The 26,929-nt window shown below is 36.9% G+C and carries 30 protein-coding genes; 20 read left to right on the top strand and 10 right to left on the bottom strand.

All coding sequences use genetic code 11. The annotated features are described in order from the left end of the window. Nucleotides 1-10: 10 nt before the first annotated feature. The 5 genes from AC6EIY_RS10105 (at nucleotide 11) to proC (ending at nucleotide 3,455) form a co-directional block, all read left to right on the top strand. Nucleotides 11-925, top strand: a complete 915-nt coding sequence (locus AC6EIY_RS10105) for a CbiQ family ECF transporter T component (RefSeq protein WP_498506757.1) — start codon at nucleotides 11-13, stop codon at nucleotides 923-925. 17 nt (nucleotides 926-942) lie between these two features. Beyond that, nucleotides 943-1,209: a PipX family protein gene (locus AC6EIY_RS10110; RefSeq protein WP_498506758.1), complete on the top strand. Its 267-nt coding sequence runs from the start codon at nucleotides 943-945 to the stop codon at nucleotides 1,207-1,209. A gap of 14 nt (nucleotides 1,210-1,223) precedes the next feature. Continuing rightward, a complete protein-coding gene (locus tag AC6EIY_RS10115) occupies nucleotides 1,224-1,868 on the top strand; it encodes a YggS family pyridoxal phosphate-dependent enzyme (RefSeq protein WP_498506759.1) in 645 nt (214 codons plus the stop codon). A gap of 155 nt (nucleotides 1,869-2,023) precedes the next feature. Further along, nucleotides 2,024-2,599, top strand: coding sequence for a cell division protein SepF (locus tag AC6EIY_RS10120; protein ID WP_498506760.1), 576 nt, complete (start codon nucleotides 2,024-2,026; stop codon nucleotides 2,597-2,599). 13 nt (nucleotides 2,600-2,612) lie between these two features. Continuing rightward, nucleotides 2,613-3,455, top strand: coding sequence for a pyrroline-5-carboxylate reductase (gene proC, locus AC6EIY_RS10125; protein WP_498506761.1), 843 nt, complete (start codon nucleotides 2,613-2,615; stop codon nucleotides 3,453-3,455). On the opposite strand, the gene AC6EIY_RS10130 is transcribed toward proC, so the two are convergent. The 4 genes from AC6EIY_RS10130 to hpf form a co-directional block, all read right to left on the bottom strand. After that, nucleotides 3,346-4,620, bottom strand: a complete 1,275-nt coding sequence (locus AC6EIY_RS10130) for a glycosyltransferase family 4 protein (RefSeq protein WP_498506762.1) — start codon at nucleotides 4,618-4,620, stop codon at nucleotides 3,346-3,348. The two genes, proC and AC6EIY_RS10130, sit on opposite strands and share 110 nt — an antisense overlap. 107 nt (nucleotides 4,621-4,727) lie before the next feature. After that, nucleotides 4,728-5,528: a DNA repair protein RecO gene (gene recO, locus AC6EIY_RS10135; protein WP_498506763.1), complete on the bottom strand. Its 801-nt coding sequence runs from the start codon at nucleotides 5,526-5,528 to the stop codon at nucleotides 4,728-4,730. Further along, nucleotides 5,528-6,211 carry a deoxyribose-phosphate aldolase gene (deoC, locus tag AC6EIY_RS10140; RefSeq protein ID WP_498506764.1) on the bottom strand — a complete coding sequence of 228 codons (684 nt, stop codon included), beginning with the start codon at nucleotides 6,209-6,211 and terminating at the stop codon, nucleotides 5,528-5,530. Before deoC ends, recO begins: the two co-directional genes overlap by 1 nt. A gap of 13 nt (nucleotides 6,212-6,224) precedes the next feature. After that, a complete protein-coding gene (gene hpf, locus AC6EIY_RS10145) occupies nucleotides 6,225-6,809 on the bottom strand; it encodes a ribosome hibernation-promoting factor, HPF/YfiA family (protein ID WP_498506765.1) in 585 nt (194 codons plus the stop codon). Here hpf and lipB point away from each other — a divergent pair. From lipB to queA, 5 genes are all read left to right on the top strand, one after another. Continuing rightward, nucleotides 6,792-7,511, top strand: coding sequence for a lipoyl(octanoyl) transferase LipB (gene lipB, locus AC6EIY_RS10150; RefSeq protein WP_498506766.1), 720 nt, complete (start codon nucleotides 6,792-6,794; stop codon nucleotides 7,509-7,511). The two genes, hpf and lipB, sit on opposite strands and share 18 nt — an antisense overlap. 49 nt (nucleotides 7,512-7,560) lie before the next feature. After that, nucleotides 7,561-9,534, top strand: a complete 1,974-nt coding sequence (locus AC6EIY_RS10155) for an AMP-binding protein (RefSeq protein ID WP_498506767.1) — start codon at nucleotides 7,561-7,563, stop codon at nucleotides 9,532-9,534. 80 nt (nucleotides 9,535-9,614) lie between these two features. Beyond that, on the top strand, nucleotides 9,615-10,049 hold the full coding sequence (locus AC6EIY_RS10160) for a YlqD family protein (RefSeq protein WP_498506768.1): 435 nt from the start codon (nucleotides 9,615-9,617) through the stop codon (nucleotides 10,047-10,049). 190 nt (nucleotides 10,050-10,239) lie between these two features. After that, entirely contained in the window at nucleotides 10,240-11,610 is a 1,371-nt protein-coding gene (locus AC6EIY_RS10165) for a dihydrolipoamide acetyltransferase family protein (RefSeq protein WP_498506769.1), read from the top strand. 53 nt (nucleotides 11,611-11,663) lie between these two features. After that, on the top strand, nucleotides 11,664-12,761 hold the full coding sequence (queA, locus tag AC6EIY_RS10170) for a tRNA preQ1(34) S-adenosylmethionine ribosyltransferase-isomerase QueA (RefSeq protein ID WP_498506770.1): 1,098 nt from the start codon (nucleotides 11,664-11,666) through the stop codon (nucleotides 12,759-12,761). Nucleotides 12,762-12,770: 9 nt separating this feature from the next. On the opposite strand, the gene cysK is transcribed toward queA, so the two are convergent. The 4 genes from cysK to rpsD all read right to left on the bottom strand — a co-directional run bounded on the left by cysK (nucleotide 12,771) and on the right by rpsD (nucleotide 17,193). Beyond that, nucleotides 12,771-13,757 (bottom strand): cysteine synthase A, encoded by a 987-nt coding sequence (gene cysK / locus AC6EIY_RS10175; protein ID WP_498506771.1) that lies wholly within the window; start codon nucleotides 13,755-13,757, stop codon nucleotides 12,771-12,773. Nucleotides 13,758-13,845: 88 nt separating this feature from the next. Next, nucleotides 13,846-15,312, bottom strand: coding sequence for a PLP-dependent transferase (locus tag AC6EIY_RS10180; RefSeq protein WP_498506772.1), 1,467 nt, complete (start codon nucleotides 15,310-15,312; stop codon nucleotides 13,846-13,848). After that, complete coding sequence (locus AC6EIY_RS10185) at nucleotides 15,309-16,481, bottom strand: trans-sulfuration enzyme family protein (protein WP_498506773.1); 1,173 nt, start codon at nucleotides 16,479-16,481, stop codon at nucleotides 15,309-15,311. Before AC6EIY_RS10185 ends, AC6EIY_RS10180 begins: the two co-directional genes overlap by 4 nt. A gap of 103 nt (nucleotides 16,482-16,584) precedes the next feature. Next, on the bottom strand, nucleotides 16,585-17,193 hold the full coding sequence (gene rpsD / locus AC6EIY_RS10190; protein WP_269609728.1) for a 30S ribosomal protein S4: 609 nt from the start codon (nucleotides 17,191-17,193) through the stop codon (nucleotides 16,585-16,587). 91 nt (nucleotides 17,194-17,284) lie between these two features. On the opposite strand from rpsD, the gene yidD reads away from it, so the two are divergent. From yidD to AC6EIY_RS10205, 3 genes are all read left to right on the top strand, one after another. Then, the gene (gene yidD, locus AC6EIY_RS10195) at nucleotides 17,285-17,524 is read left to right on the top strand and encodes a membrane protein insertion efficiency factor YidD (protein ID WP_498506774.1); all 240 of its coding nucleotides are present in this window, start codon (nucleotides 17,285-17,287) and stop codon (nucleotides 17,522-17,524) included. Beyond that, nucleotides 17,521-17,832 carry a glutaredoxin family protein gene (locus AC6EIY_RS10200; protein ID WP_498506775.1) on the top strand — a complete coding sequence of 104 codons (312 nt, stop codon included), beginning with the start codon at nucleotides 17,521-17,523 and terminating at the stop codon, nucleotides 17,830-17,832. The genes yidD and AC6EIY_RS10200 overlap by 4 nt, the downstream gene beginning before the upstream one ends. Nucleotides 17,833-18,048: 216 nt before the next feature. Then, nucleotides 18,049-19,578 carry a UDP-N-acetylmuramoyl-L-alanyl-D-glutamate--2,6-diaminopimelate ligase gene (locus tag AC6EIY_RS10205; RefSeq protein ID WP_498506776.1) on the top strand — a complete coding sequence of 510 codons (1,530 nt, stop codon included), beginning with the start codon at nucleotides 18,049-18,051 and terminating at the stop codon, nucleotides 19,576-19,578. Here AC6EIY_RS10205 and AC6EIY_RS10210 read toward each other — a convergent pair whose 3' ends face one another. Beyond that, nucleotides 19,579-20,781: an aminotransferase class V-fold PLP-dependent enzyme gene (locus AC6EIY_RS10210; protein ID WP_498506777.1), complete on the bottom strand. Its 1,203-nt coding sequence runs from the start codon at nucleotides 20,779-20,781 to the stop codon at nucleotides 19,579-19,581. It abuts the gene before it with no gap. Nucleotides 20,782-20,961: 180 nt separating this feature from the next. Here AC6EIY_RS10210 and AC6EIY_RS10215 point away from each other — a divergent pair, with 180 nt between their 5' ends. The 5 genes from AC6EIY_RS10215 to AC6EIY_RS10235 all read left to right on the top strand — a co-directional run bounded on the left by AC6EIY_RS10215 (nucleotide 20,962) and on the right by AC6EIY_RS10235 (nucleotide 23,133). Beyond that, on the top strand, nucleotides 20,962-21,096 hold the full coding sequence (locus tag AC6EIY_RS10215; RefSeq protein WP_498506778.1) for a hypothetical protein: 135 nt from the start codon (nucleotides 20,962-20,964) through the stop codon (nucleotides 21,094-21,096). Nucleotides 21,097-21,562: 466 nt separating this feature from the next. Next, entirely contained in the window at nucleotides 21,563-21,799 is a 237-nt protein-coding gene (gene psbN, locus AC6EIY_RS10220; RefSeq protein ID WP_225866589.1) for a photosystem II reaction center protein PsbN, read from the top strand. Between the two features lie 168 nt (nucleotides 21,800-21,967). Next, nucleotides 21,968-22,636: a hydantoin utilization protein A gene (locus AC6EIY_RS10225; protein ID WP_498506779.1), complete on the top strand. Its 669-nt coding sequence runs from the start codon at nucleotides 21,968-21,970 to the stop codon at nucleotides 22,634-22,636. A gap of 12 nt (nucleotides 22,637-22,648) precedes the next feature. Further along, nucleotides 22,649-22,783, top strand: coding sequence for a hypothetical protein (locus AC6EIY_RS10230; RefSeq protein ID WP_498506780.1), 135 nt, complete (start codon nucleotides 22,649-22,651; stop codon nucleotides 22,781-22,783). A gap of 62 nt (nucleotides 22,784-22,845) precedes the next feature. Continuing rightward, on the top strand, nucleotides 22,846-23,133 hold the full coding sequence (locus AC6EIY_RS10235) for a hypothetical protein (RefSeq protein WP_498506781.1): 288 nt from the start codon (nucleotides 22,846-22,848) through the stop codon (nucleotides 23,131-23,133). A gap of 26 nt (nucleotides 23,134-23,159) precedes the next feature. Here the strand turns inward: AC6EIY_RS10235 and AC6EIY_RS10240 are convergent, their stop codons facing one another. After that, nucleotides 23,160-23,405 (bottom strand): NifU family protein, encoded by a 246-nt coding sequence (locus AC6EIY_RS10240; RefSeq protein WP_498462270.1) that lies wholly within the window; start codon nucleotides 23,403-23,405, stop codon nucleotides 23,160-23,162. A gap of 140 nt (nucleotides 23,406-23,545) precedes the next feature. Here AC6EIY_RS10240 and AC6EIY_RS10245 point away from each other — a divergent pair, with 140 nt between their 5' ends. Together AC6EIY_RS10245 and lepA are read left to right on the top strand one after the other, a co-directional pair. Further along, complete coding sequence (locus AC6EIY_RS10245) at nucleotides 23,546-24,973, top strand: malate:quinone oxidoreductase (RefSeq protein ID WP_498508221.1); 1,428 nt, start codon at nucleotides 23,546-23,548, stop codon at nucleotides 24,971-24,973. An 84-nt stretch (nucleotides 24,974-25,057) separates the two neighbouring features. Next, nucleotides 25,058-26,869 (top strand): translation elongation factor 4, encoded by a 1,812-nt coding sequence (gene lepA / locus AC6EIY_RS10250; protein WP_498506782.1) that lies wholly within the window; start codon nucleotides 25,058-25,060, stop codon nucleotides 26,867-26,869. The last annotated feature ends 60 nt before the right edge of the window (nucleotides 26,870-26,929 follow it).

The following is a 26,929-nucleotide window of genomic DNA, read 5'->3' on the forward strand; positions in this document are numbered from 1 at the left end:
AGTAATTTTTATGGATTGGCTAAAAAATATTCCAATTGGTCAATATGTCTCTGGCAAGTCTAGCTGGCTTCGTGGTATTGATCCTCGAATCAAACTCTCCTGGATCTTAGTGTTTTTGTTATCTCCTGTTTTAGCTAATTCCATCTGGAGAATTTCAATAGCTTTGTTTCTTTTATTTATTACGTTTCTTAGTTTGCTACCTCCACGCATTTGGTTGAGGTCTCTGGTATTTCTATTGTTTTTCTCTTTAATTATCGGATTCTTATCGATTGTTTTACCCGCGAGTGAAGCATCAAGTGAATTGACTATAAGAGCACCTGATGAAATACCAGGAGCAATTGTTATGACTCGATCATGGGAGATTTTTAAGTTGGGGCCATTTAACTTTGGGGGTATTTCATTAGGGCCATTAATTGTTGATCGTCGCTCTGCAGAATTAGGTATTAAAACTTCGACTTTTATTTTTACTGTTATTCATAGTGTGAATTTGATGTTAATCACAACGCCTCCTGAAGATCTTGTATGGGCAATCAAGTGGTTTTTTTCTCCTTTGGCTTTGTTGGGAGTCCCTATGGAAAAATTGTCATTTCAACTTCTTTTGGCTTTGCGATTTTTACCCTTAGTTCAAGAGGAGCTCCAAAACCTCTTTCGTTCCGTCGGTGTTAGGGCAATTGAATTTAGAAAATTGGGATTAAAAAGGTCATTAGATTTGCTTGTAACACTAGGCGAACGACTTTTGTCTAATATTTTGCTCAGAGCAGAACAGGGGGCAGATTCTCTAATGTCAAGAGAGGGGATTTGGCTGTCATCCCAGCAACTACAACCTAGTATTGTTGTTAATCCTAGATATTTTTGGATTAATTTAAGTTCGATTTTTGTGCTTTTGATAGCTATTGTCTTACGTTGTATGTATGGTACATCTTAATTAAAAAGAATTAAAATTTGAACGCTGAACGCTATCTGAATCACCCAACTTTTGGAATGTTATATTTGGTTTCACCAGCAACTAATGGTAGAGATGTTTATGCAACTTTATATGCGCAAAAAATATTTTTTTTAGTTACTTTGCAACCGAGAGGATCAACTTTTGAGGTTATTCCATATATGGATGCTCGGCATTATTCAGAAATGCATTTGTCTAAATGTAAGAGAGAGAAATCATCAGACATTGACGTTTGGAAGGAATTATTTAATCAAACTTTTATGTAAATTTGGTTGATTTGATGGTGATTGACTCTCATGAATTTAAGTCGATAACAAGTTCACTACCCTTAGGGGTTAGTTTACTTGCAGTGAGCAAGGGGCATGATCAACAATCCATTCGTAAACTTTCTGATTATGGTCAAGTGGATTTTGGAGAAAGTCGTTTACAAGAGGCTATCCCAAAAAAAAACGAACTGAATGATCTGAAGCAACTCCGATGGCATTTTGTCGGTACATTGCAGAAAAATAAAGTCAGAGGAGTTATTAAAGAATTCGACTTTATTCATTCTGTTGACTCTTTGTCTTTGCTTGAGAGAATTTCTAGAATTTCGCTGGAAGAGCAAAAAACTCCAAATTTATTTTTACAAGTAAAATTCAGGAATGATCCACAAAAGGGTGGATTTTCAAAGGAAGATCTCTTGAACAGTTGGTCTAAGATTATTGCTTTGAATAGTGTTAATTTGATAGGCCTAATGACAATTCCACCAATTGCTCTTGATTCCTATCAAAGAAAAGATTTATTTCATGAATGTAAAAACCTTGCAAATCATTTGGGGTTAAAGGATTGCTCAATGGGCATGAGCAATGATTGGAAAGAGGCTATTGAGGTTGGCGCTACTTGGATTCGTTTGGGATCTTTTTTGTTTGGCAAACGTCGAACGTAGAGAAATTGTCGAAGATATGAAAAAACCAATAAAAAAGCTTGCCCCTTTAGATAAGGAACGTTATTTAAGTATATGGTTCATCCTTCATTTCGTTGAAGATGTATCCGATGTTGGCTTATCCAACTTTTAACAAATCATCCCGAGAGGATTAACTGGTGTCGCTTATTTCCCGTCTTCGTGCTGTCGTCGCTGGCGATGACTTTTTAGATAGTGATTTTGATGAGCTCGATTACGACACAAATGAAGACTTTGAGAATTTTAATAAAGGGAGCAAAGTAGGGAGCGGAGAAATGTCAACAATCTCTCAGCCCAATCCTTTTGATGGAAGGGGTGGTTATACTTCTTCAAATGTTATAGGTATGCCTGGGATTTCAACAAATGATTCTGAAGTTAGTTTGATGGAACCTCGTAGCTTTGATGAAATGCCGAGAGTAATCCAAGCTTTGCGAGAGCGTAAAACAGTTATTTTGAATCTCACAATGATGGAGCCTGATCAGGCGCAAAGGGCAGTTGATTTTGTCGCAGGTGGAACATTTGCTATTGATGGACATCAAGAAAGGGTTGGAGAAAGTATTTTTCTTTTTGCACCTTCTTGTGTGACAGTTACTAATTCATTCCAAGAGGAAGCTTCCCCATCAAATATGACCAATAAAGGTCATGACTTAATGTCTAAGGAAACCTCTCCTGCTCCAGAGCCTGCGTGGGGGGAGACAGTGGCGACAGCTCTTTGAGTGATTAAATAGATTGGAAATTTCTATTGGGATAATTGGCCTTGGCAGTATGGCTAAAGCTATTGTCTCACCGCTTTTGGAAAGAGGTGAATACAACCCTGAAAATGTTTTAGGAATTGTTGGTAAAAGCTCAAGTATTGAGCCTGCATTGCATGATCTTCCAAAAGAAATAAAAGTCGTATCTAGTGAAGATTCTTTCTCTACAGAGGTATGGAATGCTCCTTTGAAAATTTTGGCTGTAAAACCTCAACAATTCAGTAAAATCAAAGAATCAGATTCAACATTCCAATCGAAAGCTCACTTCCCTAAACCATTGTTAATTTCCGTCTTGGCTGGAATAACATTGAAAACTCTTAAGAAGGCTTTCCCTTTACACACATGTGTAAGAGCAGTGCCAAACACTCCATGTCTTGTGAGTCAAGGGCTTACTGGTTTGGCTTGGGATGAAAGTATAACTTTGGATCAGAAGGAAGTCGTTAGAAAGATTTTTGAACCTATCAGTGAAATTTACGAATTAGAGGAGCAAAAACTTGATTCCTTTTTGGCTTTAACTTCTTCAGGACCTGCATACTTAGCTTTAGTGCTTGAAGCAATGGCTGATGGTGCTGTGGCAGCAGGATTACCACGACAATTGTCCAATCAATTAGCTCATAAAACCCTCTCAGGAACTGCATCGCTACTAAGAGAAAAAAGTTTGCACCCTGCTGAACTTAAAGATATGGTTGCCTCTCCAGCAGGTACTACAATCAGCGCTCTTCGACACCTTGAACTTGCGGGCTTGAGATCCGCCTTAATTGAAGCAGTTGTCTTAGCTGCTCAGAAGAGTCGTCAATTGGCTGAGGAGATTTCGAGTTAGATGACTTAAGTACGTTTGCATATAGAGTTTCAAGTGAGTCAATATTCTGTTGAAGTGTATATCTTTCTTCTACCCTCGTGCGAGCACGTCTACCTAATTCGTGTGTAAGTACTGGTTGATCACGTAATACAGGTAAGAGGGTCCTTAATTGAGAGGTAACTCCCTCAGTGTTAAGTATTATTCCTGCTCCATTTTCAAGCACTTCTCCATCTGCTCCAGCATCTGTCGCGACGCATGCTGTTCCAGTTGCCATAGCTTCAAGCAAGGCGATAGATAATCCCTCTACAAGACTTGGGAGTATAAAAACCTCAGCGATTTGAAGAAGAGCAACTCTTTTATTTTGATCGGCCTCATATCCCCACCAAACAACATTATCTTCTTTGTTGAAAATTGAATGATTTTCGAGCGTTGGCCTTAGTGGCCCATCTCCTACTATTACTAGTCGACATCCTTTTGGCTGGACGAATCTCCATGCACGTAGTAAAGCTTCAACATTTTTTTCAGAGGCTATTCTACCCATATAGATAAATATTCTCTCGGAACCGAGCTTCTTTTTTATTGCATGTTGAAGCTCGTTTTGTGAATTACTTGGTTTCAGCGGGTTCCATTTCTTTATGTCAATTCCATTAGGGATTACTTCGAGTCTGCTTTCTTTAACGCCTAGTTTAGCAAGTACTTCTGCTTGCAAATCTGAAAAAACAATTACTCTGTCATACTTGGCTAATGATGGTGCATAAAGTTGGTAGGTAAGTTGCTGTGTATTGGCAGTCAGATTTCTTAGTTTCGAATCGAAAGCAGGGTGAAAAGTTGCGATCAAGGGTAAATTAAGTTGATGACAAAGCTCAGGTAGTCGAAAATCCAAAGGAGAAAGAGTCAGGCTTGCATGGACTAAATCAGGTTTAAGTCTTGAGAGAGATTCTCTAAGCTCTCTTTGAGCATTTAATGAAGGGATTGTGTAAACCTGAGATTTAATTAAATAAGGAAGACTTACATCAGGATCATTAGCTAATAGGGAAGTTTTATTATTCCCATCTCTTTTTGGGTTATCAAAGTGAATAAAACTTGTTTGATATCCTCTCTCTCTAAGCTTTTCAGTCGTGCTAAGCCCGTAACAGACGTTCCCGCAAAAAGGTGTTTTTTTGCCTAGCCAGGCGATATGAGTCAAACTCTAAAAAACGGGTATTTTAAGTTAGCAGCTATCATAAGTTTCTTCTCTAACTATTGTAATAGTTAAATAATTTATAAATAATAATTTTTTTCAAATACGTTGTTCTAATTAGTGTTTATATCATTGCAAATTATTACCTCTCTCATCATTTGAAGAGATGTAATTCTTTTTTGTAAATGAGTTTCAATCCAGGTCTCAACAATTTTTAGTAGTTTTAACCAGACATTTTTAGGACCTAATAATTTTCCATTGCTGTGGAAAGGTAATTTTTCTAGTAACAGTCTCTGAAGTAAAGCAAGTTCTGATGGATTAAGCTCAGTGCTTGCATTAGGCATTCTTCCAATTGCAAAACCCTCTGCAGGAATAAAGCTACATTTCCAACTCCACTCTCCAATAGGGGGTATTAGCTTTGAGCCCGAGTAACAACAGTTTTGAAGCGGTAAACAATATCCGCCTAGAGCCAATAAATGAATGCATGATTGAATACTTATTGCTAGAGCTTCTAATGTTTCAAATTCTGTTTTGTGTAATTCATTTAGTCTATCTAGATGGATTAAAACCAGTTTCAGTAAATCTTTTTGCGGGTCTTCATTCGCAACTAAAATCATAATCAGCTCGGAAATTGCTTGAGCGGCTGAAAGTGTTTCGATGTTTTTTCCAAGATTCCCATAACTCTTAATGATTTTTAATTGTGTAACTCGCCTAAGATTTTTTTTCCCAACTATGTGTAAATCTAAAAAATTAAAAGGTGATGTGGCTCCAAGTCTACTTTTCGGTTTTCTTGCTCCTGGTATTGCGAGACGTGATATCCCATTTTCTTCACTAAGTATGGTTAAAAGCCTGTCATTTTCACCTAAAGGACCAACTTTTAAAGAAAGACCTTTTATTCTTTGATTTGAATTCATTATTCCTTTTTCTTTTGTTCTTGAGTAATTTCAAAACCAAAACTTGTTCCAATATATGTTGAACCTGCTCCAATAATTTCTATTGCTTGATCAAAAGTTTTAATACCTCCGACAGTCTTAATTGAGCAGCGATTTTTAACAATTTTAGAGACAAGATCTGTTTGATTCTTTGAAATATATGGACCAAAACCATTGCCTATTTGAATTCCAATTGCTCCCGCATCAATTACAGAATCAATTGCTATGGAAAGTTTTGATGAGTTTGAAAGTATATTTGTATCAATTATCACTCTTACAGGAATGCCTAATTCACTTATTTGATTTATTTCCTCAGCAAATAATTCTATATTTCCTTCTTTTAATGCAAAATAATTTGGAACAAGATCTAACTCTTCTGCTCCTTTCTCTATTGCATACTCGGCCTCTTTTCGTTTGTTATAAGTTGGGATAAACCCAAAAGGGAATGCGATTACTGAGATTAATTTTGTGGTACTTTTGCTGCCTAACCTTTCACGTGCAATTGATAGATTGGAAAGACTAGTACATAAACCTGCAAAGCCATTTTGCTTAGAGGCATCACAAACTTGAACAATCGTTTCTTTATCAAAATGAGGATTTAGGACTGCTTGATAAATCACATCAGCAATATTCGCATGAGCTTCTTCCAAGTTATTTTTACTCATTTGAGAGAAGTATCTAAATTTTTTCTTGGATTACGCCATATCCTCCATGATTTCTCTTGTAAATAACTCGCAAAGCTGACCCTTCTTCCTCTCTAAATAAATAGAAGTCATGATCAATCAAGTCTAATTGGACTCTTGCTTGATCAATAGTCATAGGATTCATCTCAAAATATTTGCGTCTTACTCCTGGACTAGGTAAATGAGGTTCTTTACCTTCAATAAGCGAATGATCAGAGGAAGAAAAATTTTCAGTTTCTTCGTTTTGGACTGATTTCGTTGACTGATTATTATGAACGTTGTGACTGTTATGTCGCTCTTTGTACTTACGTAATTGCCGTGCAAGTTTATTTGCTACTAAGTCGATGCTTGCATAAAGATTTTCACTTCTTTCTTGGGCTCTTATTACTGTTCCGTTTGCAAAGACAGTCACCTCAGCTGTCTGTTGTGGCACGCGAGGATTTCGAGCGACTGAGAGGCGGACATCAGCTTCTTGCACCATTTCTTGGAAATTGTGAGTTGCTTTATCTATTTTTGTTTTGGTGTAATCACGAAGTGATGGAGTTAATTCAAGATTGCGTCCATGGATAAGAAGCTTCATTCTTTTTCGCCTGAGTCAGGGCCTAATAGCAACTTAGATCTAACCCCTCAACTTGCACAATCTTCTTCCGCTTTTCTTTTTGAACCAAAAAATATTGTGCCATTTGAGACTGCCTTAGGTTGGCAGAAGAATTTTCAAAAAAACCTTATTGAGGAACCGTTCTCACCCCAAGCAGTATGGCTTCTTGAACATTTTTCTTGTTTCACAATGGGTAGAGGTAGCGATAAAAAAAATTTGTTGTTCGAGGAAAATAATTCTCCTTTGCCCGTTTTTAGTATTGAGAGAGGAGGTGAAGTTACGCATCACATGCCTGGGCAGATCGTTGGATATCTGGTTCTAAATTTAAGCCTTCACAAAAAAGATTTGTCTTGGTACTTGAGAGAATTGGAGCAAGTGCTGATTGATGTTCTTGACTTGTTGGGAATAGAGGGGAGGAGGGTAGATGGCTTGACAGGAGTTTGGTGTGAAGATAAGAAGGTTGGTTCAATAGGAATTGGTTGCAAGAGATGGGTGACTCAGCATGGATTTTCACTAAATGTTGATTGTGATCTAATTGGTTTTGAAAAGATAATTCCTTGTGGACTAGATAAAGTGAAAGTAGGGAAATTGAGTGATTGGATACCTGGCATCAAAGTCTGTGACGTTACGCCTCTTTTAAGAGAATCTGTCAGAAGACGTTTTAAATTGAACTGGGAAAAATAAATCAACCTCTTTAAATATCACTAAAAAAATAACAAATTATTTTTTGGCTATGACAAAAATTAACTCACAAAAAAATATATTTTCTTCTGAGGATGCTTTTGCTTTTTGGATCCCTAATAGTAAAGAGGAACAAGCAATTAACAGAAGATCTAATCTTAATAAGATTACTCAAGTTGACGAGATTTGGGAACTATTAAAACTTCAGTTAGGTGAGGTGTTAGCGGTTGATTCACCACATACTTTCCACCCAGAAAGCTTTACATATAAAGAACTTGCAGAAAATATTTCTATAGCAGCATCTGCTTTTTCACAGGTCGGAGTAGAACCTGATGAGGTGGTCGCTCTTTTTGCCGAAAATAGTCCAAGATGGCTCATCGCCGATCAAGGTCTGATGCGAATAGGTGCAACAGACTCCGTTAGAGGTGCGACTGCTCCACCAAGTGAACTTAGATATATTCTTGAAGACTCAAATGCGGTTGGATTGATTGTTCAAAATTCCGATGTATGGGAAAGACTTTCGCTTAATGATGATCAAATCAATAGTTTGAAATTTGTTCTCCAACTTGAGGGTAAAGCTTGTGAAGGCGTTTTTGAATGGGAGACTTTTTTGAAGAAAGGATTGAATATAGAAAATGTAAGTAAACAGGAGAAAATAATTGATAGGCAAACAAAAAGAATAGCAACAATTTTATATACTTCTGGAACGACTGGTAAACCTAAAGGAGTTCCACTAACACATTCTAATTTATTACATCAAATTAGGTCTCTTGCTTGCGTAGCGAATCCTTCTCCAGGCGCACCTGTATTAAGTGTCTTACCAATTTGGCATTCATATGAACGTAGTGCAGAATATTATTTTTTTTCTTGTGGATGTACTCAAACATATACATCAATTAGATATCTTAAGGAAGATTTGCCAAAGGTTAAGCCAATAGTAATGGCAACAGTTCCAAGGCTTTGGGAGTCAATAAAGTTAGGGTTTGAGGATGCTGTGGATAAAATGCCGAGACTTAGAAAGACCTTGATAAAAAGTGCGATTTCTAATAGTAAGGCATATAAATTGGCACGAAGAAAACTTTATTTTTTAACTATTGAGAGTGTTTCTAGTTTTGAACAAATTATCTCTTGTATAGAGATTCTTTTACGGTACCCCATTCATAGAATTTCCTCTATTTATTTGTGGCCAAAAATCCTTACCAAGATTTGTGGAGGAAAATTGAGATTCCCAATTAGTGGTGGAGGTGCAATTGCTCCGCATATTGATTCTTTCTTTGAAGCTTTAGGTGTTGAATTATTAGTTGGTTATGGCTTAACAGAAACTAGTCCAGTCCTCACATGTAGAAGGCCTTGGAGAAATATACGTGGGGGCGCAGGTCAACCATTGCCAGAGACTGAGATAAAAATAGTAGATCCTGAAACATTCCAAATAAAAAAACTGCGTCAAAAAGGTTTGGTTCTTGCGCGAGGTCCTCAAATAATGTCTGGTTATTTAGGGAAGCTATCTGAGTCGAAGAAGGTTTTAGATGCTACCGGCTGGTTTAATACTGGTGATTTAGGGATGTTGCTTTCTGATGGATCCTTAATCCTGACTGGAAGAGCAAAAGATACGATTGTGCTAAGTAGTGGAGAAAATATTGAGCCTGGACCTTTGGAGGAATGTTTGATTGCTAGTCCATTGATTGAGCAGGCTTTGCTATTAGGTCAAGATCAAAAATATCTTGCTGCTTTGATTGTTCCAAGAATTGATCACGTAAGAGAATGGCTAGCAGAAAAGGGTGTGAATTCAAAAGTTGTTCTTGGAATATCTTCTGAAAATTATGAATTAAGACAATCTCTAAAATTGGAAATGAATCAAGCACTGGCAAATCGTCTCGGATCTAGAAGAGAAGAGAGATTATTTTCAATTGCCTTGGTAGAGCCATTTACAATAGAAAATGGCTTGTTAACTCAAACTCTTAAGCAAAAACGTGAAAAAATTATCCAACGTGATTTGAAACTTATAAATGAAATATATGGTTTGTAATTTGTTTGTTTGGCCAATTAAATTGACCAATACTATGTTTTACTGAGACTCTATGGGTCGAATCATGATTTATTGATCAGGTGGACTCAATTTCTATAAAACGTTCAATAACTGTCAGAGCAGTTGTAACACCTTCATGGAAAGAGGAGGCTGAACGTGAATTAAGTAATGCAATATCATCAATAGATCAGCAACTTGGTGAATTAGAAAAAGAAGGACAACAAATTGTTGATGGTATTAGACGTCAGAGCTCTAACCCCCTTGACCCAAGAGTTCAAGAGCAAGTCGCTCAAGTTCAGAACCAAGTTGCTTCGAAGAGATCAGAATTTGAAGAACAAAAAAGAAATCTTCTGTCACAACAATCTCAAGTTCGTGAGTTGGAGATGGAACAAATCGTCGAGCAAGGACAAATTGACAGCTTTTGTGATTTAAAAGTTGGTGATAACCTAGTCAGTAAAATGGGTGTGAGTATTTTGGTCAGAGATGGCGTAGTAGAGGCAATTGATCAAGATTGAAATTTGGTCGAACTACAACTAATCCAAAAATAATTTTTGATATTAAGAAGAAATCCACATAAAAAAAACTATCGTTGTAAGGACACTCATGTAGAACTAACATTGGTATGTATTGATACTTGCAAAGCTTCTAGATAGAAAATTTTGAAGCCTTGCCACAAACTCTCCATAAAGGAAATAGGAACAAATTATGGCCACTCATGACATCTTTATGCCTGCTTTAAGTTCAACTATGACTGAGGGCAAAATAGTTGAGTGGCTAAAAAAACCTGGAGATAAAGTTGAAAGAGGTGAGTCAGTTTTAGTTGTTGAGTCAGATAAAGCTGATATGGATGTTGAGTCTTTCCAAGATGGCTTTCTTGCTTCGATTGTGATGCCTGCAGGCAGCTCTGCACCTGTTGGAGAGACAATCGGATTGATCGTTGAGACGGTAGATGAGATCGTTGCAGCTCAAGCAAATGCACCTTCTTCTTCCCCTCAATCAGGTAGTCAAGAAAAAGAGAGTTCATCGCCTCAAGTTCAAGAAAAACAAGCCTCTGTTGACTCTCCTAAAACGACAGTAGTTGTAAAGGCATCTCCTGCACCTCTTGTTTCAGAATCCTTTGTTAATCAGGATCAGTTTTTAAATGATGGTCGAATAGTCGCTTCCCCAAGAGCTAAAAAACTTGCTTCTCAAATGGGAGTGGATTTGGCAACTGTTAGGGGCTCAGGACCTCATGGACGAATACAAGCTGAGGATGTTCAAAGTGCAAAAGGGCAACCCATAAGCGTTCCTTGGATTGCAGAGAGTAATGCTCCAGCGAAAATCGTTTCTGACGTGCCTCGCATAGAAAAAAAATCTGTTGACTCTGGTAAGCCACCTGCTCCAGGGAAAAGTTTTGGATCTAGAGGGGAAACAATTGCATTCAATACTCTTCAACAAGCTGTAAATCGGAACATGGAGGAAAGTTTAAATACTCCTTGTTTCAGAGTCGGATATTCAATTCTTACTGATGAATTGGATGATCTTTATAAACAAGTCAAACCGAATGGAGTAACTATGACTGCTTTACTTGCTAAAGCAGTTGGCTTAACTCTGGCTAGACATCCCCAGGTGAATGCAGCTTTTAGTTCTGAGGGGATCGCCTATCCTTCACAAATAAATGTAGCCGTTGCAGTTGCGATGGAGGACGGAGGGTTGATAACTCCAGTGCTGCAAAATGCTGATAAGACTAGCCTTGCTGATTTATCGTTACAATGGGCTGATCTTGTTAAGCGTGCGAGGAATAAGCAATTAGAACCGCAAGAATATAGCAGTGGAACGTTTACACTCTCAAATCTAGGTATGTTTGGCGTGGATCGTTTTGATGCAATTCTGCCCCCAGGGACTGGAGCAATTTTAGCTGTAGGAGCTTCATTGTCTAAAGTTGTTGCTTCTAAAGATGGTTCTATTTCAATCAAAAAGCAGATGCAAGTAAATCTTACTGCTGATCACAGAGTGATCTATGGAGCTGATGGCGCACTATTCCTGAAGGATTTGGCATACTTAATCGAAAAGAACCCTCATAGCCTCTCGTCTTGAGATTAGATTTAGTTGAGTCACAAGTTATTTTTCTTACTTTAATCTGATTTGATGTGTTAGATCAAAAAGATAATCTTTTAAGCTCATATAACTATGATTTACCAAATGAGTTAATTGCTCAATCACCTATTAAGAGTAGGCATGATGCCAAATTGATGATTGTCAAAGATGGCCTAGATGACTCTTTAAACCTTGTGCATGCCAAGGTATGGGACATAAAGGATGTCTTGACGCCTGGCGATCTTTTAGTTGTTAACAATACGCGAGTTGTTAAAGCAAGATTGAAAATTCGATTGTCAGGAGGAGGGGCAGGTGAATTATTGCTAATGGAACCGAGGGGTAATGGACGATGGCTTTGTCTTGGTCGCCCTGCTAGGCGTATGAGAGGAGGTGATCAATTATGGTTGGATACGTCACCAGATAGTTCTTTAATCTTGAAAGTAATTGATAAGGATGAGAGTACAGGCGGAAGAATTATTCAATTTTCAAATGAGTTTACTAGTTGGACGGAAATGGAAAATTTACTTGATTTATGTGGAGAAGTCCCATTACCTCCATATATAGATAAGGACAAATCTAGTGGTCATGAGGAAAGCTATCAGACTAGATTTGCTTCGAAACCAGGAGCCATAGCTGCTCCCACAGCGGGCTTACATCTAAGTGATGAACTTATAGAAAATTTAAAAACGAGAGGTATTAAAATTGCTCAAATTACTTTACATGTCGGCTTAGGAACTTTTAGACCATTAGAGAAAGAAGATCTATCTCAGTTGCATTTACATAGTGAGTGGATAGAGGTTACAGAAGAGACCATAAAAGCTATAACTAAATGTCAGGAGGATGGGGGAAAAGTCTTTGCTGTTGGCACTACAAGTGTGAGAGCCCTTGAGGCTGCTTACCTTTCAGGAAGAGGAACTTTGAAGCCGTATGAAGGTAAAGTGGATTTGGTAATTAAACCAGGATTTAAATTTTTCGTCATTGATGGATTGCTAACTAATTTTCACCTACCTAAAAGTTCTCTATTACTTTTAGTTAGCGCTCTAATTGGTCGAGAACGTATGTTGAAACTTTATAAGCATGCTATTTATAACAAATATAGATTTTTCTCTTATGGAGACGCGATGTTGATAACACCGGAGTCAGTTATATAAACTCAAAAGTCAAGCTAATGATGGTTCTTTAATAACGCCTGTAGGAACATTCTCAAACATTACTGATGAGATATATCTTTCGGCAAGGTCAGGTAGAACTACAACGATTGTCTTTCCTGAGAACTCTTCTCTTTCGGCCAGTCTTACAGCCACAGCGGCAGCAGCACCACATGATATACCAACTAGTAGACCTTCTTCTTGTGCTAAACGTAATGCCATTGCAATAGACTCATCATTAGAGACTTGCTCAACTTGATCGACTACGGATAAGTCAAGATTTTTGGGAATAAAACCAGCCCCAATGCCTTGAATTTTGTGAGGTCCTGGTTTTACTTCTTCTCCATTAAGAGTTTGTGTTATTACTGGGCTATGAGTGGGCTCTACGGCAACAGATAATAATGAATGATTTTTTTCTTGTTTTATGTAGCGAGAAACACCTGTTATTGTGCCACCTGTCCCGACGCCAGAGACTAAAACATCAATTTGACCATCGGTATCATCCCAAATTTCAGGACCTGTTGTTTTGAAATGTATTTCTGGATTAGCTGGATTATCAAATTGTCCTGGCATGAAGTATTTTTGAGGGTCGCTATCTGCTATTTCCTTCGCTTTCGCAATGGCGCCAGGCATTCCTTTTGCTGCTTCAGTAAGTATTAATTCAGCACCAAGAACAGCCATCATCCTCCGACGTTCAATTGACATGGATTCAGGCATCGTGAGGATTAACTTGTAACCCCGCGCAGCAGCTGTGTAAGCAAGGGCTATCCCCGTATTTCCAGATGTGGGTTCAATAATGACTTTATCTTTGTTGAGAAAACCTTTCTTTTCAGCATCCCAGATCATATTTGCCCCAATTCTGCATTTGACGCTGTAAGCAGGGTTACGGCCTTCTATTTTTGCAAGTACTTTCGCTTTTGCATTTTTTGTGATCGAATTAAGTTTGACTAATGGTGTATGACCAATAGCAAAACTATTGTCTTCATAGATTCTTGACATTTTTTAAATGACTTAATTAACTAATACTCTAAATCTATATAAAAAATTTGCTAATTGGTTATTTAGACAATCTTTGTTAGTGATTTTTTTATATTACTGAATTAAATCTTGACCATAATTCATCCTCATTTTCTAACCCTACTGACACTCTTAATAAGTGTTCCGAGACCCCATAACTATCAGCCCATTTTAATTCTTTATAGTGAGCCAACTGAACATAGGGACAGACCAATGTAAAATTTGTACCTAAGCTTGGTCCTTTATTTACTCTTAATGAATCATAAACTCTTTTTGATTCTTCAATCCCACCTTTAAGTTCAAATGATAATAGACATCCATAACCACCTCCTTTCTTTAATAGTGAATTGAAATTTTTGCAATATTGAGGATGTAAGACCTTTGAAATTTCTTTTTTTGTTTCTAATTTTTCTTTGAGCTTTAAGCAAGATATATTTAATCTTTGTATGCGATCCTTTACGTCTCGACTGGTTTTTTCTAACTCGATAGCATCTGAATCAGATAGAGTAGATAATGCAACTTTAGGAATTATCTCAGCTAATTCTTTTTTCCATTTGGAATAAGGACTTACGACCGTACTGCCAGCAAGAATATCTCCTCTTCCAGCAAAACTTTTTGTAAGTGAACTAAAAACAACATCTGCATAAGGAGTTAGATGAACATTTAGAGATGAACCGATCGTATCGTCAACGATGATTGGTATGTTTTTATCTTGAGCCAACTTAGAGATAGATATGAGATCAACGCATTGTAATAATGGGTTGCTAGGGATCTCTATGATTAATGCAGCTGGATTTTTTTTATCCAGCTCTTCTTTTATATGGCTTAATTTTGTTTTTACGACGAGATCACTTCCTTGGAAAATGATCTGAGGCAGTTTAAGTACATCAACATATGGAAAGCCTATTTGAAGCGTCGAAGAAGTTCCTTTAATACAATTTATTGCTGAAAGAATAGTCGTTAAGGCAGCCATGCCTGAGCGATGTAGTCGTATTAGACTACTGTCGCAATTATATATATTTGCTAATCGCTTAAGAACCTCTTCTCGTGCGTAATGCCCTTCAGAAATGGAGGGTTTTTTTTCTTTTCCAAGGGCAATTGCCGCTTCACGTGACGACAGCCCAAGACCAGTGTGTTGCCAGAAGGCTTTTGCAGCAAGATCACTTCTTTGGTCAACAATTAGACAGGAAATACCAAGAAAATCTTTTATTTTTGAAAAACAATCAGAATCTTTCAGAAGACAATATTTTTGTGCACTTAAAGCAGAGGCGCTATTGGGATAAGGCCAGCTACTTTGATGAGATTCATTATGAAATAAAAGTGATTTCCTGGCTACCTCAGCAACAAAAGGATTAAATCCGAATCTAGGGTAGATTGCTTTTAATGAATTTATGCAGGCTGGAACCTTTTCTTCGTAGGCGATGACATCTTCCCATCTTGGTAAGGCAACAGATACGGCATGTGGCCGACTAGGAAGAGGCTCCCCTAAGTCTTTGGCACTCCAGCAAGGGTCATTAAGTAAATTTCGTTCAGTCAAGAGATGTTCCCGAATGCTTGATTTAAATCAGCACTTAAGTCCTCAATATCTTCACATCCGACGGAAAATCGAATAAGTGAATCAGTAATTCCAATCTTTAATTTTGTTTCTTGGGGAACTGAAGCGTGCGTCATTGTCGCAGGGTGGCAAACAAGGCTTTCAATTCCTCCGAGACTCTCTGCCATTTTGAAATAATGAAGATTTTTGCAAAATAAATAAGTTTGGGCTTGAGTTGCTTTCAAAGTGGCAGTAACAACTGCTCCTCCCATAGCCATTTGCCTTTGTGCTAATTCACGTTGCGGATGATCACTTCTAAAGGGATATCTGACTAATTTTACTTTTGGATTATCGGCTAGTTGATTAGCTATTTTAGATGCATTATTAATTTGTTTTTCTAAGCGGAGTGGAAGAGTTTTGATCCCTCTAGTAATAAGCCAGCAATCAAAAGGAGAAGGATTTAAGCCAAGAGCTTTTTGGGCGAAATTTAGCTTGTCTCTCCATACGTTACTCTCGGTGCATACCGCACCTCCAAGTGCATCTGAGTGACCATTGATATACTTGGTAGTGCTAGTCAGAGACAAGGTCGCTCCAAGCTTAAGAGGCTTTTGTAATAGAGGAGTTGCAAAAGTGTTGTCTACAACAACAGGAATTTGCAGTTTATTTGAGAACTGACAAATTTCCTCAATATTAATGATTTTAAGGAGTGGGTTGGTCGGACTTTCGATCCAAATCATCGCGGGTTTGTGATTTGAAATAACTTCTTGAAAATTGGATTTCGTAAAGTCTATCCATTGAGTTTTTAATCCAAAGCGATTAAAAACTTGTTCAAATAATCTCACCGTGCACCCATAAAGGTTCTCCTCACAAAGGATTAAGTCTCCAGCCTTAAGAGAGGAAACTATTGCTGTAATTGCAGCGACTCCAGAACTAAATACACTCGCGAACTGACATTCCTCCAGATCAGACAAAACTGATTCAAGGATTCGAAAATTTGGATTTCCTGAACGGGTGTAGTCAAAACCCCCTTGATTGCCATGAACGAACGTTGAGGTTGGGAAGATCGGAGGCATTATTGATCCTGTCTCTCCAGAAAAAGTTTCTTTGTGATGAATGACTTTTGTGTTTACTCCAGTGCTGAACTCCTTGACTCTTTTTTTTACTGATCCCATATCCTTTGAGTTGTTTTTCTATAGGCTATAGAAAAACATGAAAAAGCCCCTAAAAAAAGAGGCTCTATAATTAAATTTAATGAGAAAGAAGCTATGTATAGACCTATACCTTTCTTGAGTAATACTCAACAACTAACAATTCATTAATTTCAATAGCAACCCATTCCCTATCTGTTTTTGCAGATATCTTTGCCGAAAGTTTTGTTTTATCTAGTTCAAGGTGTGGAGGAACATTAGCAAGACCTGGAAATTCTAAGTTAGCTTGAGCCAATTGCTTACTAGCTTTGTTATCTCTAATAGCAATGACATCTCCAGCCTTGCATTGGTAACTTGCAATGTCAGTGATCTTGCCATTAACAGTTACATGTCCATGGTTTACAAGTTGTCTTGCACCTGGGATGGTAGGTCCAAATCCAAGTCTAAAACAAACATTATCAAGTCTATTTTCAAGAAGCTTCAAAAGATTTGTTCCTGTGGAGCCTTCCTGAGCACGAGCTTTTTTTACATAACGAACAAGCTGGCGTTCGGAAATACCATAGTTGAATCGAAGTTTTTGCTTTTCTTCGAGTCGGATCGCGTATTCAGAGCGCTTGCGACGGGCTTGGCCGTGCTGACCTGGGGGATGAGACCTTTTTGCGGCCTTCCGGGTGAGACCAGGTAGGTCTCCCAAGCGTCGCGTGATCCTCAAGCGAGGTCCGCGGTATCTAGACATAGGGGTTTAATTTGGAAACGTTTACTGGAAAGGGTAACCTGGAAGTAAATCCATTGGCACCTTATTCTCCAGTCTTTTATTCTATATAAAGATGCTCACAAAGATCAATAAAACGATTGCAGTTGTTTTTGTTGGTTTAATTTCCTTTTATCAAAAGTGGATTTCACCATTGTTTGGACCTAATTGCCGATTTATCCCTAGTTGCAGTGCTTATGGGATAGAAGCTGTTAATAAACATGGTCCTTGGAGAGGTGGATGGCTGACTTTAAAAAGGTTAAGCAAATGTCATCCTTTTACTCCTTGTGGGTGTGACCCGGTTCCAGACAAATGAACTCAGAGGTATTAATTCTATATACACGTAAAGGGTGCTGTTTGTGTCAAACACTTGAAGAAAAATTGTCTAATATATGTTTAGAAAACTTAAAACCTTCTATAGTGCTTTCCACTATTGATATAGATTGTGAAAAAGTGTCTTTAGATATTCAAATTAAGTATACAAACGAAGTTCCAGTAATAGTTCTTGACTCAGCTAGTCTATCGAAAAAGATTGAATTACCTAGGATTCCTCCACGTTTAAAGGAAGGAATGCTTTTATCTTGGATACAAAAGAATTTGAATATTTTTTACCAAACACCTTAAGAAAATAATCAACTCCTCTTTTTATTAAACTACTTTGTTGATTTCCAAGAGATAAACATAATTTATTGTTTTTATAGATAAAGTTATTTATAAAAGAGATTGAATTTATTTTTAATTACTGAATCATAAGTAGATTTATTTTGTTGTGAAATTTATGTAGATCTTTTTATACTTGATCTGATCCTTCATTGATTTTTTCATCATCAGAGGTTTGTTTTGTCGCGTTATCTGCACACTTTATTGAAGGCAATTGATTTTCAAGTCCCTTCAGGCTTAGCGAATCCAGAAATAAAAAATCTTTCATTTGATTCTAGGGCAATCGAAAAAGGTGATTTGTTTTTAGGTTTAAAAGGTGAAAAAGTTGATGGAGGGATTTATTGGGCAAAAGCAATTGAGAGAGGTGCTTGTGCAGCCATTATCAGTAGAAATGCATCTATTTTGAATCCACCCACTAATGAAGACCCAGTAGTTATTATCCCGGATCCTGTATCACTGTTTATGGGGAAATTGGCTGCAGATTTTTGGGGTAAACCATCTAATGAGATTTGTTTAATAGGCGTGACTGGTACTAACGGTAAAACGACTACATCATTTTTAATTGAGTTTTTGACTGCTTCGCTTGGCTATCCATCCGCCTTGTTTGGAACGTTAATTAATCGATGGCCTAACCATGAGGAAACTTCAAAATACACAACTACTTTTGCTGTCCCTTTGCAGGCTCAACTTTGTAAGGCTGTTCAGGCAGGCGTTCAATATGCAGTAATGGAGGTAAGTTCACATGCTTTGTCTCAGAATAGAGTTGCTGGTTGTGATTTTAGTGGAGCAATATTTACAAATCTTTCAAGGGACCATCTAGATTATCACGATTCAATGGAATCTTATTTTGAGGCTAAAGCTAGTTTGTTTCGATCACATTTAATAGAAGACGATTGCCCAAGATCAGTAGTTAATATTGACGATAAATGGGGAGCATTACTAGCAAAAGAGTTAAATAAAAAATGTTGGACATGCTCATTAAAAGAGATTTCTCAAACCAGAGAGAAACCAGATTTATTTATAAGTAATCTTCAAATTATGCAAGATGGATGTGAAGGGAAATTGCATACGCCCTATGGGGTAGAGAAATTCTTTTCACCACTTGTCGGTGATTTTAATTTAATGAATATTCTTCAAGCAGTAGGGGTCCTAGTTCAAAGGGGATTCCCTTTAAATGAACTTTTGGCAGCTTTGAAGAATTTCCCTGGAGTACCAGGGAGAATGGAACTGATAAATATGGATGGATTTACAGTCAAAGAAGGCTATCCACTAGTGATAGTGGATTATGCACATACGCCGGATGGTTTGCAAAATGCTTTGATCGCATCGAGATCATTGACGAAAAGAAAATTAATCTGTGTCTTCGGTTGTGGTGGTAATAGAGATAAAGGTAAAAGATCTGAGATGGGAGAAGTTGCTGCTAAGTTTGCAGATTATATAGTTGTGACCTCTGATAATCCTCGGCAAGAAGACCCAATCGAAATCATTAAAGATATTGAAAAAGGTATAACTGTTGATTCTGAAATTTCTGTTGAGCCAGATAGATCCATAGCAATTCAACTAGCCATAGCAAAAGCCAAGAAAAACGATATTGTTTTAATAGCAGGGAAAGGTCATGAGGACTATCAAATTCTAAAAGATCAGACAATTCATTTTGACGATCGTGAACAAGCGAGAAAAGCATTATCTTTAAAAAAAAGTTCATATTGATTATTTAGTTGAGATGAAATTCTTCAAGCCAAAGACGAGGTTATCTATCTCTTGTAAATCTGTTGTTACATGAACGCAAGCACGAAGCCATTTAGGATCTTCGAGAACTCTTATCCATAAATTCTCTTGACCAAGATAATTGACAACCTCTTCAGGAGAATCAATTCCATTAATGGTAAAACTTATAATTCCTGAAGGTGGAGGACTATTTAAAACAAGTTTAATTTTTTTGATTTGGTTTAGTTTTTCCCACAAGATAGTGCTGAGACTTTTAATTTTACAAAAGCGTTCCGTCTCATTACCTTCATCATTTAGCATTATTAGAGAGCTTCTCAGACCTGCCAAAAGAGGTACACAAGAAGTTGCTATCTCAAAACGTCTACCATCAGAATGAAAAGGAGTTTTATTCTTGACATATATTCCTTCTTCACTTTTTAAGCTTTTCCAACCTATTAATGTTGGACTTGACTCTTCTAAAACTCTCTTTGAAAGAGCAACAGCTCCAAGCCCCTCAGGCCCGTAAGCCCATTTATGTCCTGTAAATGCATAGATGTCGGCATTGTCACAAGCACCTTTCATTGGTATGTGACAAAAACTTTGAGCAGCATCAACTAATAAATAAGGTTTACTTGAATGTTCTTTAAGTCTTTTGGAAATAAGTTCAATTGGCATGATTTGTCCTGTATTCCAAAGAAGATGTGAGAGAACAACGAGCTTTGTATTCTTTTGCAGATGTCCATCTATTAATCCAAGTACTCTTTTATACGTCTCATCTTTCTTGTCGTTACCATTGCATAATTTTGATACGGGTAGTATTGTGATTGTTACATTTTTTTTTCGAGCTAGTTCTTTACATGCCGCGACTATCCCCGGGTGTTCGCAATCGCTAAGCAAGAAGTTATCACCATCAATAAATGGCAGTCCTAGTAGAGGTAAGATACACCCAGAGGTGACATTTTCAGTAAATGCAATTCTCTTGGGATTAATAGCGCATATCTCCGCTATAAGATTTTTTGTTGTTACGACTTCTTTCGTAATGTATGGCCAAACTTTATTTGTGAATGGACCTAAATTTTGAATTGTTTGCCAACTCGAAGTTATTGCATTTAATGATTGCGTTGGGAGTGGGCCTTGACCTCCATAGTTAAAATAGTCTTTATTTTGCAAAGCGGGCATATTGTCTTTGAACAATACTTGTGACATATTTTTTTTCTTTAAGTTGTGGTAATTAAGAATACTTTTTTTTTGCTAACTTTCCAATCTGATCATGTCATCTGGCGATGTCAACCTTAATGCCTACCTTCCTTAATCAAGTTGTGGAGTCATTTGAAATCAAAAATTATGTTATTTAAGTATGATGATTCTTAATTACTTAATTAGTTTATGAATATCAAGAAAGAAAAAAAAATTAAAGCTCAAGAATGGGTGGTTATGTTTGATGGGCAAATAAAAAAAAGTGAAAAAGAGATTGATGCTCATGAGCACCATTTAGAAGTTAACAATCAAAAAAGCGAATAGTGATTAGCTTTTGCTTGGATTTGGCAAATTAGTGAAAATGATATTTCTGTTGAACTTTTAAATTGCTTTCTATGAAAAGTGTCTCACTTTTTATAGGGTTTCATATTAGGATGAGTCACTAATTCAACTCTCAATATGAAAATCGACTTTGGCCCCATAACCTTTAGCAGGATTGCTAGCATCCTTTTGATATTGGGCTTTTTCGGCCTTTTAGCTTATAATTCCACTCTTTAATTCAGCCTTAATTAATAATCTAACTACATAATAATCTGTCTAGATAAACAAAAACTAGATATTTTTACTAATAGATATTGGTTATTATAATGTTAATTATTTTACTTGCGAACGCTTTTTGATTTGTTTAATCAACTAACTAAATACAACAATAGGACAATTGAGATAGTTCCCATTTGTGGCTCTCGAAGTCGGAATTCGTACTGTAGAATTCAGAAAATAACGATTACTAATGGAAACTTCAACTACTGACCCAACCTTATTAATGCTTATAGGGGGAATAGTTGTTCTATTAGCTGGCTCAGTAGCCTATGGGGTATATTCAACATTCGGTTCAGGCTCAAAAGAGCTTCGAGATACCATTGATGAGCACGCGAAAATGCATGAACTAGGAATTGCTCATGGACATGGTGGTAGTTCAGAAGCTTATGAGATGTCAGGAAAACTTCAAAAAGATCAAATTTCCTGAAAATTTAATAGGGTAATTTCTATTTTGATAAATATTCACTTATCTAAATTTACTTTGAAATAACATAGTATTTGCATGTAATATTTTAAGAGTCAAGCTTGCTAAATTTAAAATTTTGTATGAGGGGAATATCTAATTGATTAAAGAAATTTTAACCTATCCATACTCATGCTAATAAGTGTAGTAACTGGATTTGCTGCTGGTGCTGTGCATGTAGTCAGTGGTGCTGATCATATGGTCGCAATGGCTCCGTCTTCTATTCGAAAACCCAAAGTGGCATTAATTGATGGTCTTGCATGGGGGGTTGGACACTCTGCTGGTGTTTTAATCCTTTCAATACTTGGGATTTTGGCTAAGGATTTAATAGATATTGAATTAATGTCTTCATATGCAGAGTTTCTTGTTGGTATAAGCCTTTTAATTGTGGGGTTTCTAGCTATTAGGACTTCCTTGAAAGTAAACATTCATATGCATCAGCATATGCATGGAGAAGAAAAAACTCATAAACATTTTCATTTCCATTCTCCTGGAGATAAGCTTCGGGGAAGTCATACTCATGCCGCAACAGGTTTAGGTGTTTTACACGGCTTCGCTGGGGCCAGTCATTTGGTGGCGGTTATTCCTGCATTGGCTCTACCTTTGTTTGGAGCTTTTGCTTATCTTTTTGCATATTTACTTGGTTCAGTTTTTGCAATGGGATGCGTTGTTTTGGGTATATCTTTTGCTACTAGTAAAGCGAATAAAATGTTTTATCCTTTCTTGATGAGATCAATAGGAGGACTATCAATAGTGACAGGAATATTTTGGCTTCAAAAGACTTCGATTCTGACTTTTTAAAAGTCTTTTTTCATGAATTACACAGCTAGCCTTATTGCTTTGGGTGGCTTCTTCTTATGGGTTGTTATTGCGACCTTGATATGGGCAAGAAGAATGAAAAAAATTAAGGAGGAATATTCTAAAAACCAATCAAAATTCACAAATTAATTGATACATCATTGTTCATCTTTAGATACATACTTATTGGTGAAAATGATTAAAGATTATGTATGATCATTCAACTATTAATAAGAGTGATGAAAGGTGTTTTGTTTTTCTTAGGCTCTATCTTTAGATGGCCTGTTCAAAATACAAAGGATTTTCTGATTTTTCATGCTTACCTCTTAGGTCTATATGCGATAACTTTTTTGATTGGGAAAATAGGTTTAGAAATCTCTAATCTCATTTTTACAGTTGGTCTGATTGCACCAATCGGCTATTTAATTTATAACGGTCTACCTTTGGATTGTCTTAACTATAAGTCTGCAATTGAAAGGGAATTAAGTTCTCTAAATTAAAAACTAAAGGTTTTTTCTAAGTAAATTTATAAAACTTGTATTACCTCGCTAACTTCTGGAATCATTTCCCTGAGTTTTCTCTCAATACCCATTTTTAAGGTCATAGTGCTACTCGGGCAACTTCCACAAGCCCCTTGAAGTCTAACTTTGACTATTGGCCCATCTATTTCAGCTATCTCTACATTCCCTCCATCAGCCATAAGAAAAGGTCTTAATTCATCAAGAACCTTTTCAACGTTTTCTGTGGTTAGTGCAAGAGTTTCGTCGGTCATTTCAACTTCCTTAATTTGATTTTGCTTAGCTTAGTTAATTGCAGGATAGTCTATATGTAATCTTGATAAAGATTTTGCCTAATACCAGTTTCTCAGATTCAGCAAATACTTATGACGCAATACTAGTCGGCGCAGGAATCATGAGCTCAACTCTTGCAGTCCTTCTACATGAACTTGAGCCAGAATTACGATTGTTGCTAGTTGAGAGATTACCTTCTGCTGGTTTGGAAAGTAGCTGCGCTAAAAATAATGCTGGAACAGGACATGCAGCTAACTGTGAGCTTAATTATACTCCAAGCCAAGATGATGGATCTATTAGTACTAGCAAAGCTTTTCAAATAAATAAATCCTTTGAGCAAAGCTTGGAATTTTGGGCATCTTTGACAGAAAAAGGAAAATTGATGCCAAAAACTTTTTTAAATAAGTTGCCACACATCAGTCTTGTTTTTGGAGATAAAGATATTTCTTTGCTTAAAAAAAGATTTTCTGAACTTAGTTCTCATGCCGCTTTTGCACAAATGGAATTCACTGAGGATCATGGTGAATTAAAAAATTGGATCCCATTGATTATGGAAGGTAGGAAACAGAGTGAGAAGATTGCTGCGACAAGAATTCAAAGAGGAACTGATATTGATTTTGGTAATTTAACTCGCTCATATATCAATCAAATTGAAGAGGCAAACTCTATTGAGATTAACTACTCCACTAATGTTGAAAATCTTCAACAAGATAATGAAGGAGATTGGTATTTATCTTTGGAAGGAGGAGTAGAAAGCAATAGAATTGTCAGATCAAAGTTTGTTTTCCTCGGGGCTGGAGGAGGAGCTTTGACTCTCTTGCAAAAATCTAGAATTCCAGAAGGATTGTCATATGCAGGTTTTCCTGTCAGTGGCAAATGGTTGATTTGTGAAGAGGAAAAATCAACAATGACACATAATGCAAAAGTTTATGGAAACGCAGCAGTTGGAGCTCCACCAATGTCTGTGCCTCACTTAGATACAAGATGGATAGACGGGAAAAGGTCTCTTTTGTTTGGTCCATTTGCAGGATTTAGTTCAAATTTTTTAAAATATGGATCAAAATTGGATTTATTCAGATCGATTAAAGCAACTAATCTTTTCTCTATGTTGCAAGCAGGATTTGGAAATATTGATTTAGGAAAATACTTGTTAAATCAATTAACACAAACAAATGAAGATCGAATTGAAACTTTAAAAAGATTTCTCCCTATGGTTTCACCAAATGATTGGAAACTTTCAATTGCAGGACAGCGTGTTCAAATCATAAAACAAACCCCTAAAGGTGGCGTTTTAAAAATGGGGACAGAGGTTGTTACCTCATCGGATGGATCTTTAGCTGCTTTGCTTGGGGCTTCACCTGGCGCAAGCACAGCAGTAACAATCATGCTTGAAGTTTTAAACCGTTGCTGGTCTGAAAAAATGAAATCAAGTAAATGGAAAAATAAAATGTTAGAGCTTTTTCCAAGTCTTAAGTCAGATATTAATTCAAATCAAGAAGCACTTTTGGCAATTCGCAAAAGAAACGATTTCTTACTTAAATTAATTTAAAACTTTAGTATTAGTGAGTTATATTTAATCTTTATTCAAAGTTGAATTGATAAACAAAGATCCTGTTCCTCTAATTGCTCTCGAATGACTAATGTTCCCATTTCTCGTTTAAGGAACTTCTGCATAATTGCTCATATTGACCATGGCAAATCAACCTTGGCAGACAGACTTCTTCAGGATACTGGCACTGTCTCCTCCAGAGACATGCAGGAACAATTCTTGGACAATATGGATCTAGAGAGAGAGAGAGGGATAACTATAAAATTACAGGCTGCTCGTATGAATTATAAAGCTGATGATGGAGAGGAATATGTCTTGAATTTGATTGATACACCAGGCCATGTTGATTTTTCCTATGAGGTGAGTAGATCATTGCAGGCTTGTGAAGGTGCCTTGCTGGTCGTCGATGCTAGTCAAGGAGTTGAAGCACAAACTTTGGCCAATGTTTATCTCGCCTTGGAAAATGATTTAGAAATTATTCCTGTGCTTAATAAAGTTGATTTACCTGGTGCTGATCCTGAGAAAATCAAAAATGAGATTGAATCAATTATTGGTTTAGATACATCTAAAGCAATTTCCTGTTCTGCTAAAACAGGGCTTGGCATTCCAGAAATACTGCAAGCGGTAGTAGATAGAATACCTTCTCCGCAAGATAATCCTGATCAGGCTACAAAAGCACTTATTTTTGATTCTTATTACGACCCTTACAGAGGGGTGATTGTCTATTTCAGAATCATGAGTGGTGGCATAAATAAGAAAGACAAGGTTTTACTTATGGCTAGTAAAAAAAGCTATGAGTTAGATGAAATAGGTGTTATGGCTCCTGATCAAGTAAAAGTAAACTCTCTCCATGCAGGTGAAGTTGGATATTTAGCTGCATCAATCAAAGCAGTAGCTGATGCGAGAGTCGGAGATACGATCACGCTGCAGGATAGGCCTGCTGAAGAAGCTTTGCCAGGTTATACCGAAGCCAAGCCAATGGTTTTTTGTGGGTTGTTCCCTACGGATGCAGATCAATATCCAGATCTAAGAGAGGCTCTAGATAAATTGCAGCTTTCCGATGCAGCCCTGAAATATGAACCTGAAACAAGTAGTGCAATGGGATTTGGCTTTCGTTGTGGATTTTTAGGTTTATTACATATGGAAATTGTTCAAGAGCGTTTAGAACGCGAATACGACTTAGATTTAATTGTTACTGCACCCTCAGTTATTTATAAAGTGAAAATGGTTGATGGGGAAGTCTTGATGATTGATAATCCAGCTACACTCCCAGATCCTCAAAAACGTGAAACCATAGAAGAACCTTACGTTCGGATGGAAATTTATGCTCCTAATGATTACAACGGAACTTTAATGGGTCTTTGTCAGGAAAGAAGAGGTGACTTTATTGATATGAAGTACATAACGACTGATCGGGTTACGCTTATTTACGAAATACCCCTTGCAGAAGTTGTAACCGATTTCTTTGATCAGATGAAAAGTAGAACTAAAGGATATGCTTCTATGGAATATCATTTGATTGGCTATAGGCCAAATAATCTAGTTAGATTAGACGTTTTAATTAATTCAGAGCGGGCAGATCCTTTAACGACAATTGTTCATAAAGATAACGCTTATGGTATTGGTAAAGGACTTGTTGAGAAATTAAAAGAACTTATTCCAAAACAGCAATTTAAGATTCCTTTGCAGGCATCAATTGGTAGTCGAGTTATTGCAAGTGAAGGTATTAGTGCTTTAAGAAAAGATGTTTTATCTAAATGTTATGGAGGCGATATTTCAAGGAAAAAGAAATTGTTAAAGAAACAAGCAAAAGGGAAAAAACGGATGAAGTCGATGGGGAAAGTAGATGTCCCCCAAGAGGCTTTTATGGCTGTCTTGAAATTAAATAATGATTAATAGATATCTTTATAAATTTGTTTGTTTTGGATAGAGATTGAGCTTATCTCGCTTGAATTA

The sequence above is a fragment of the Prochlorococcus sp. MIT2304 genome (assembly GCF_059772405.1).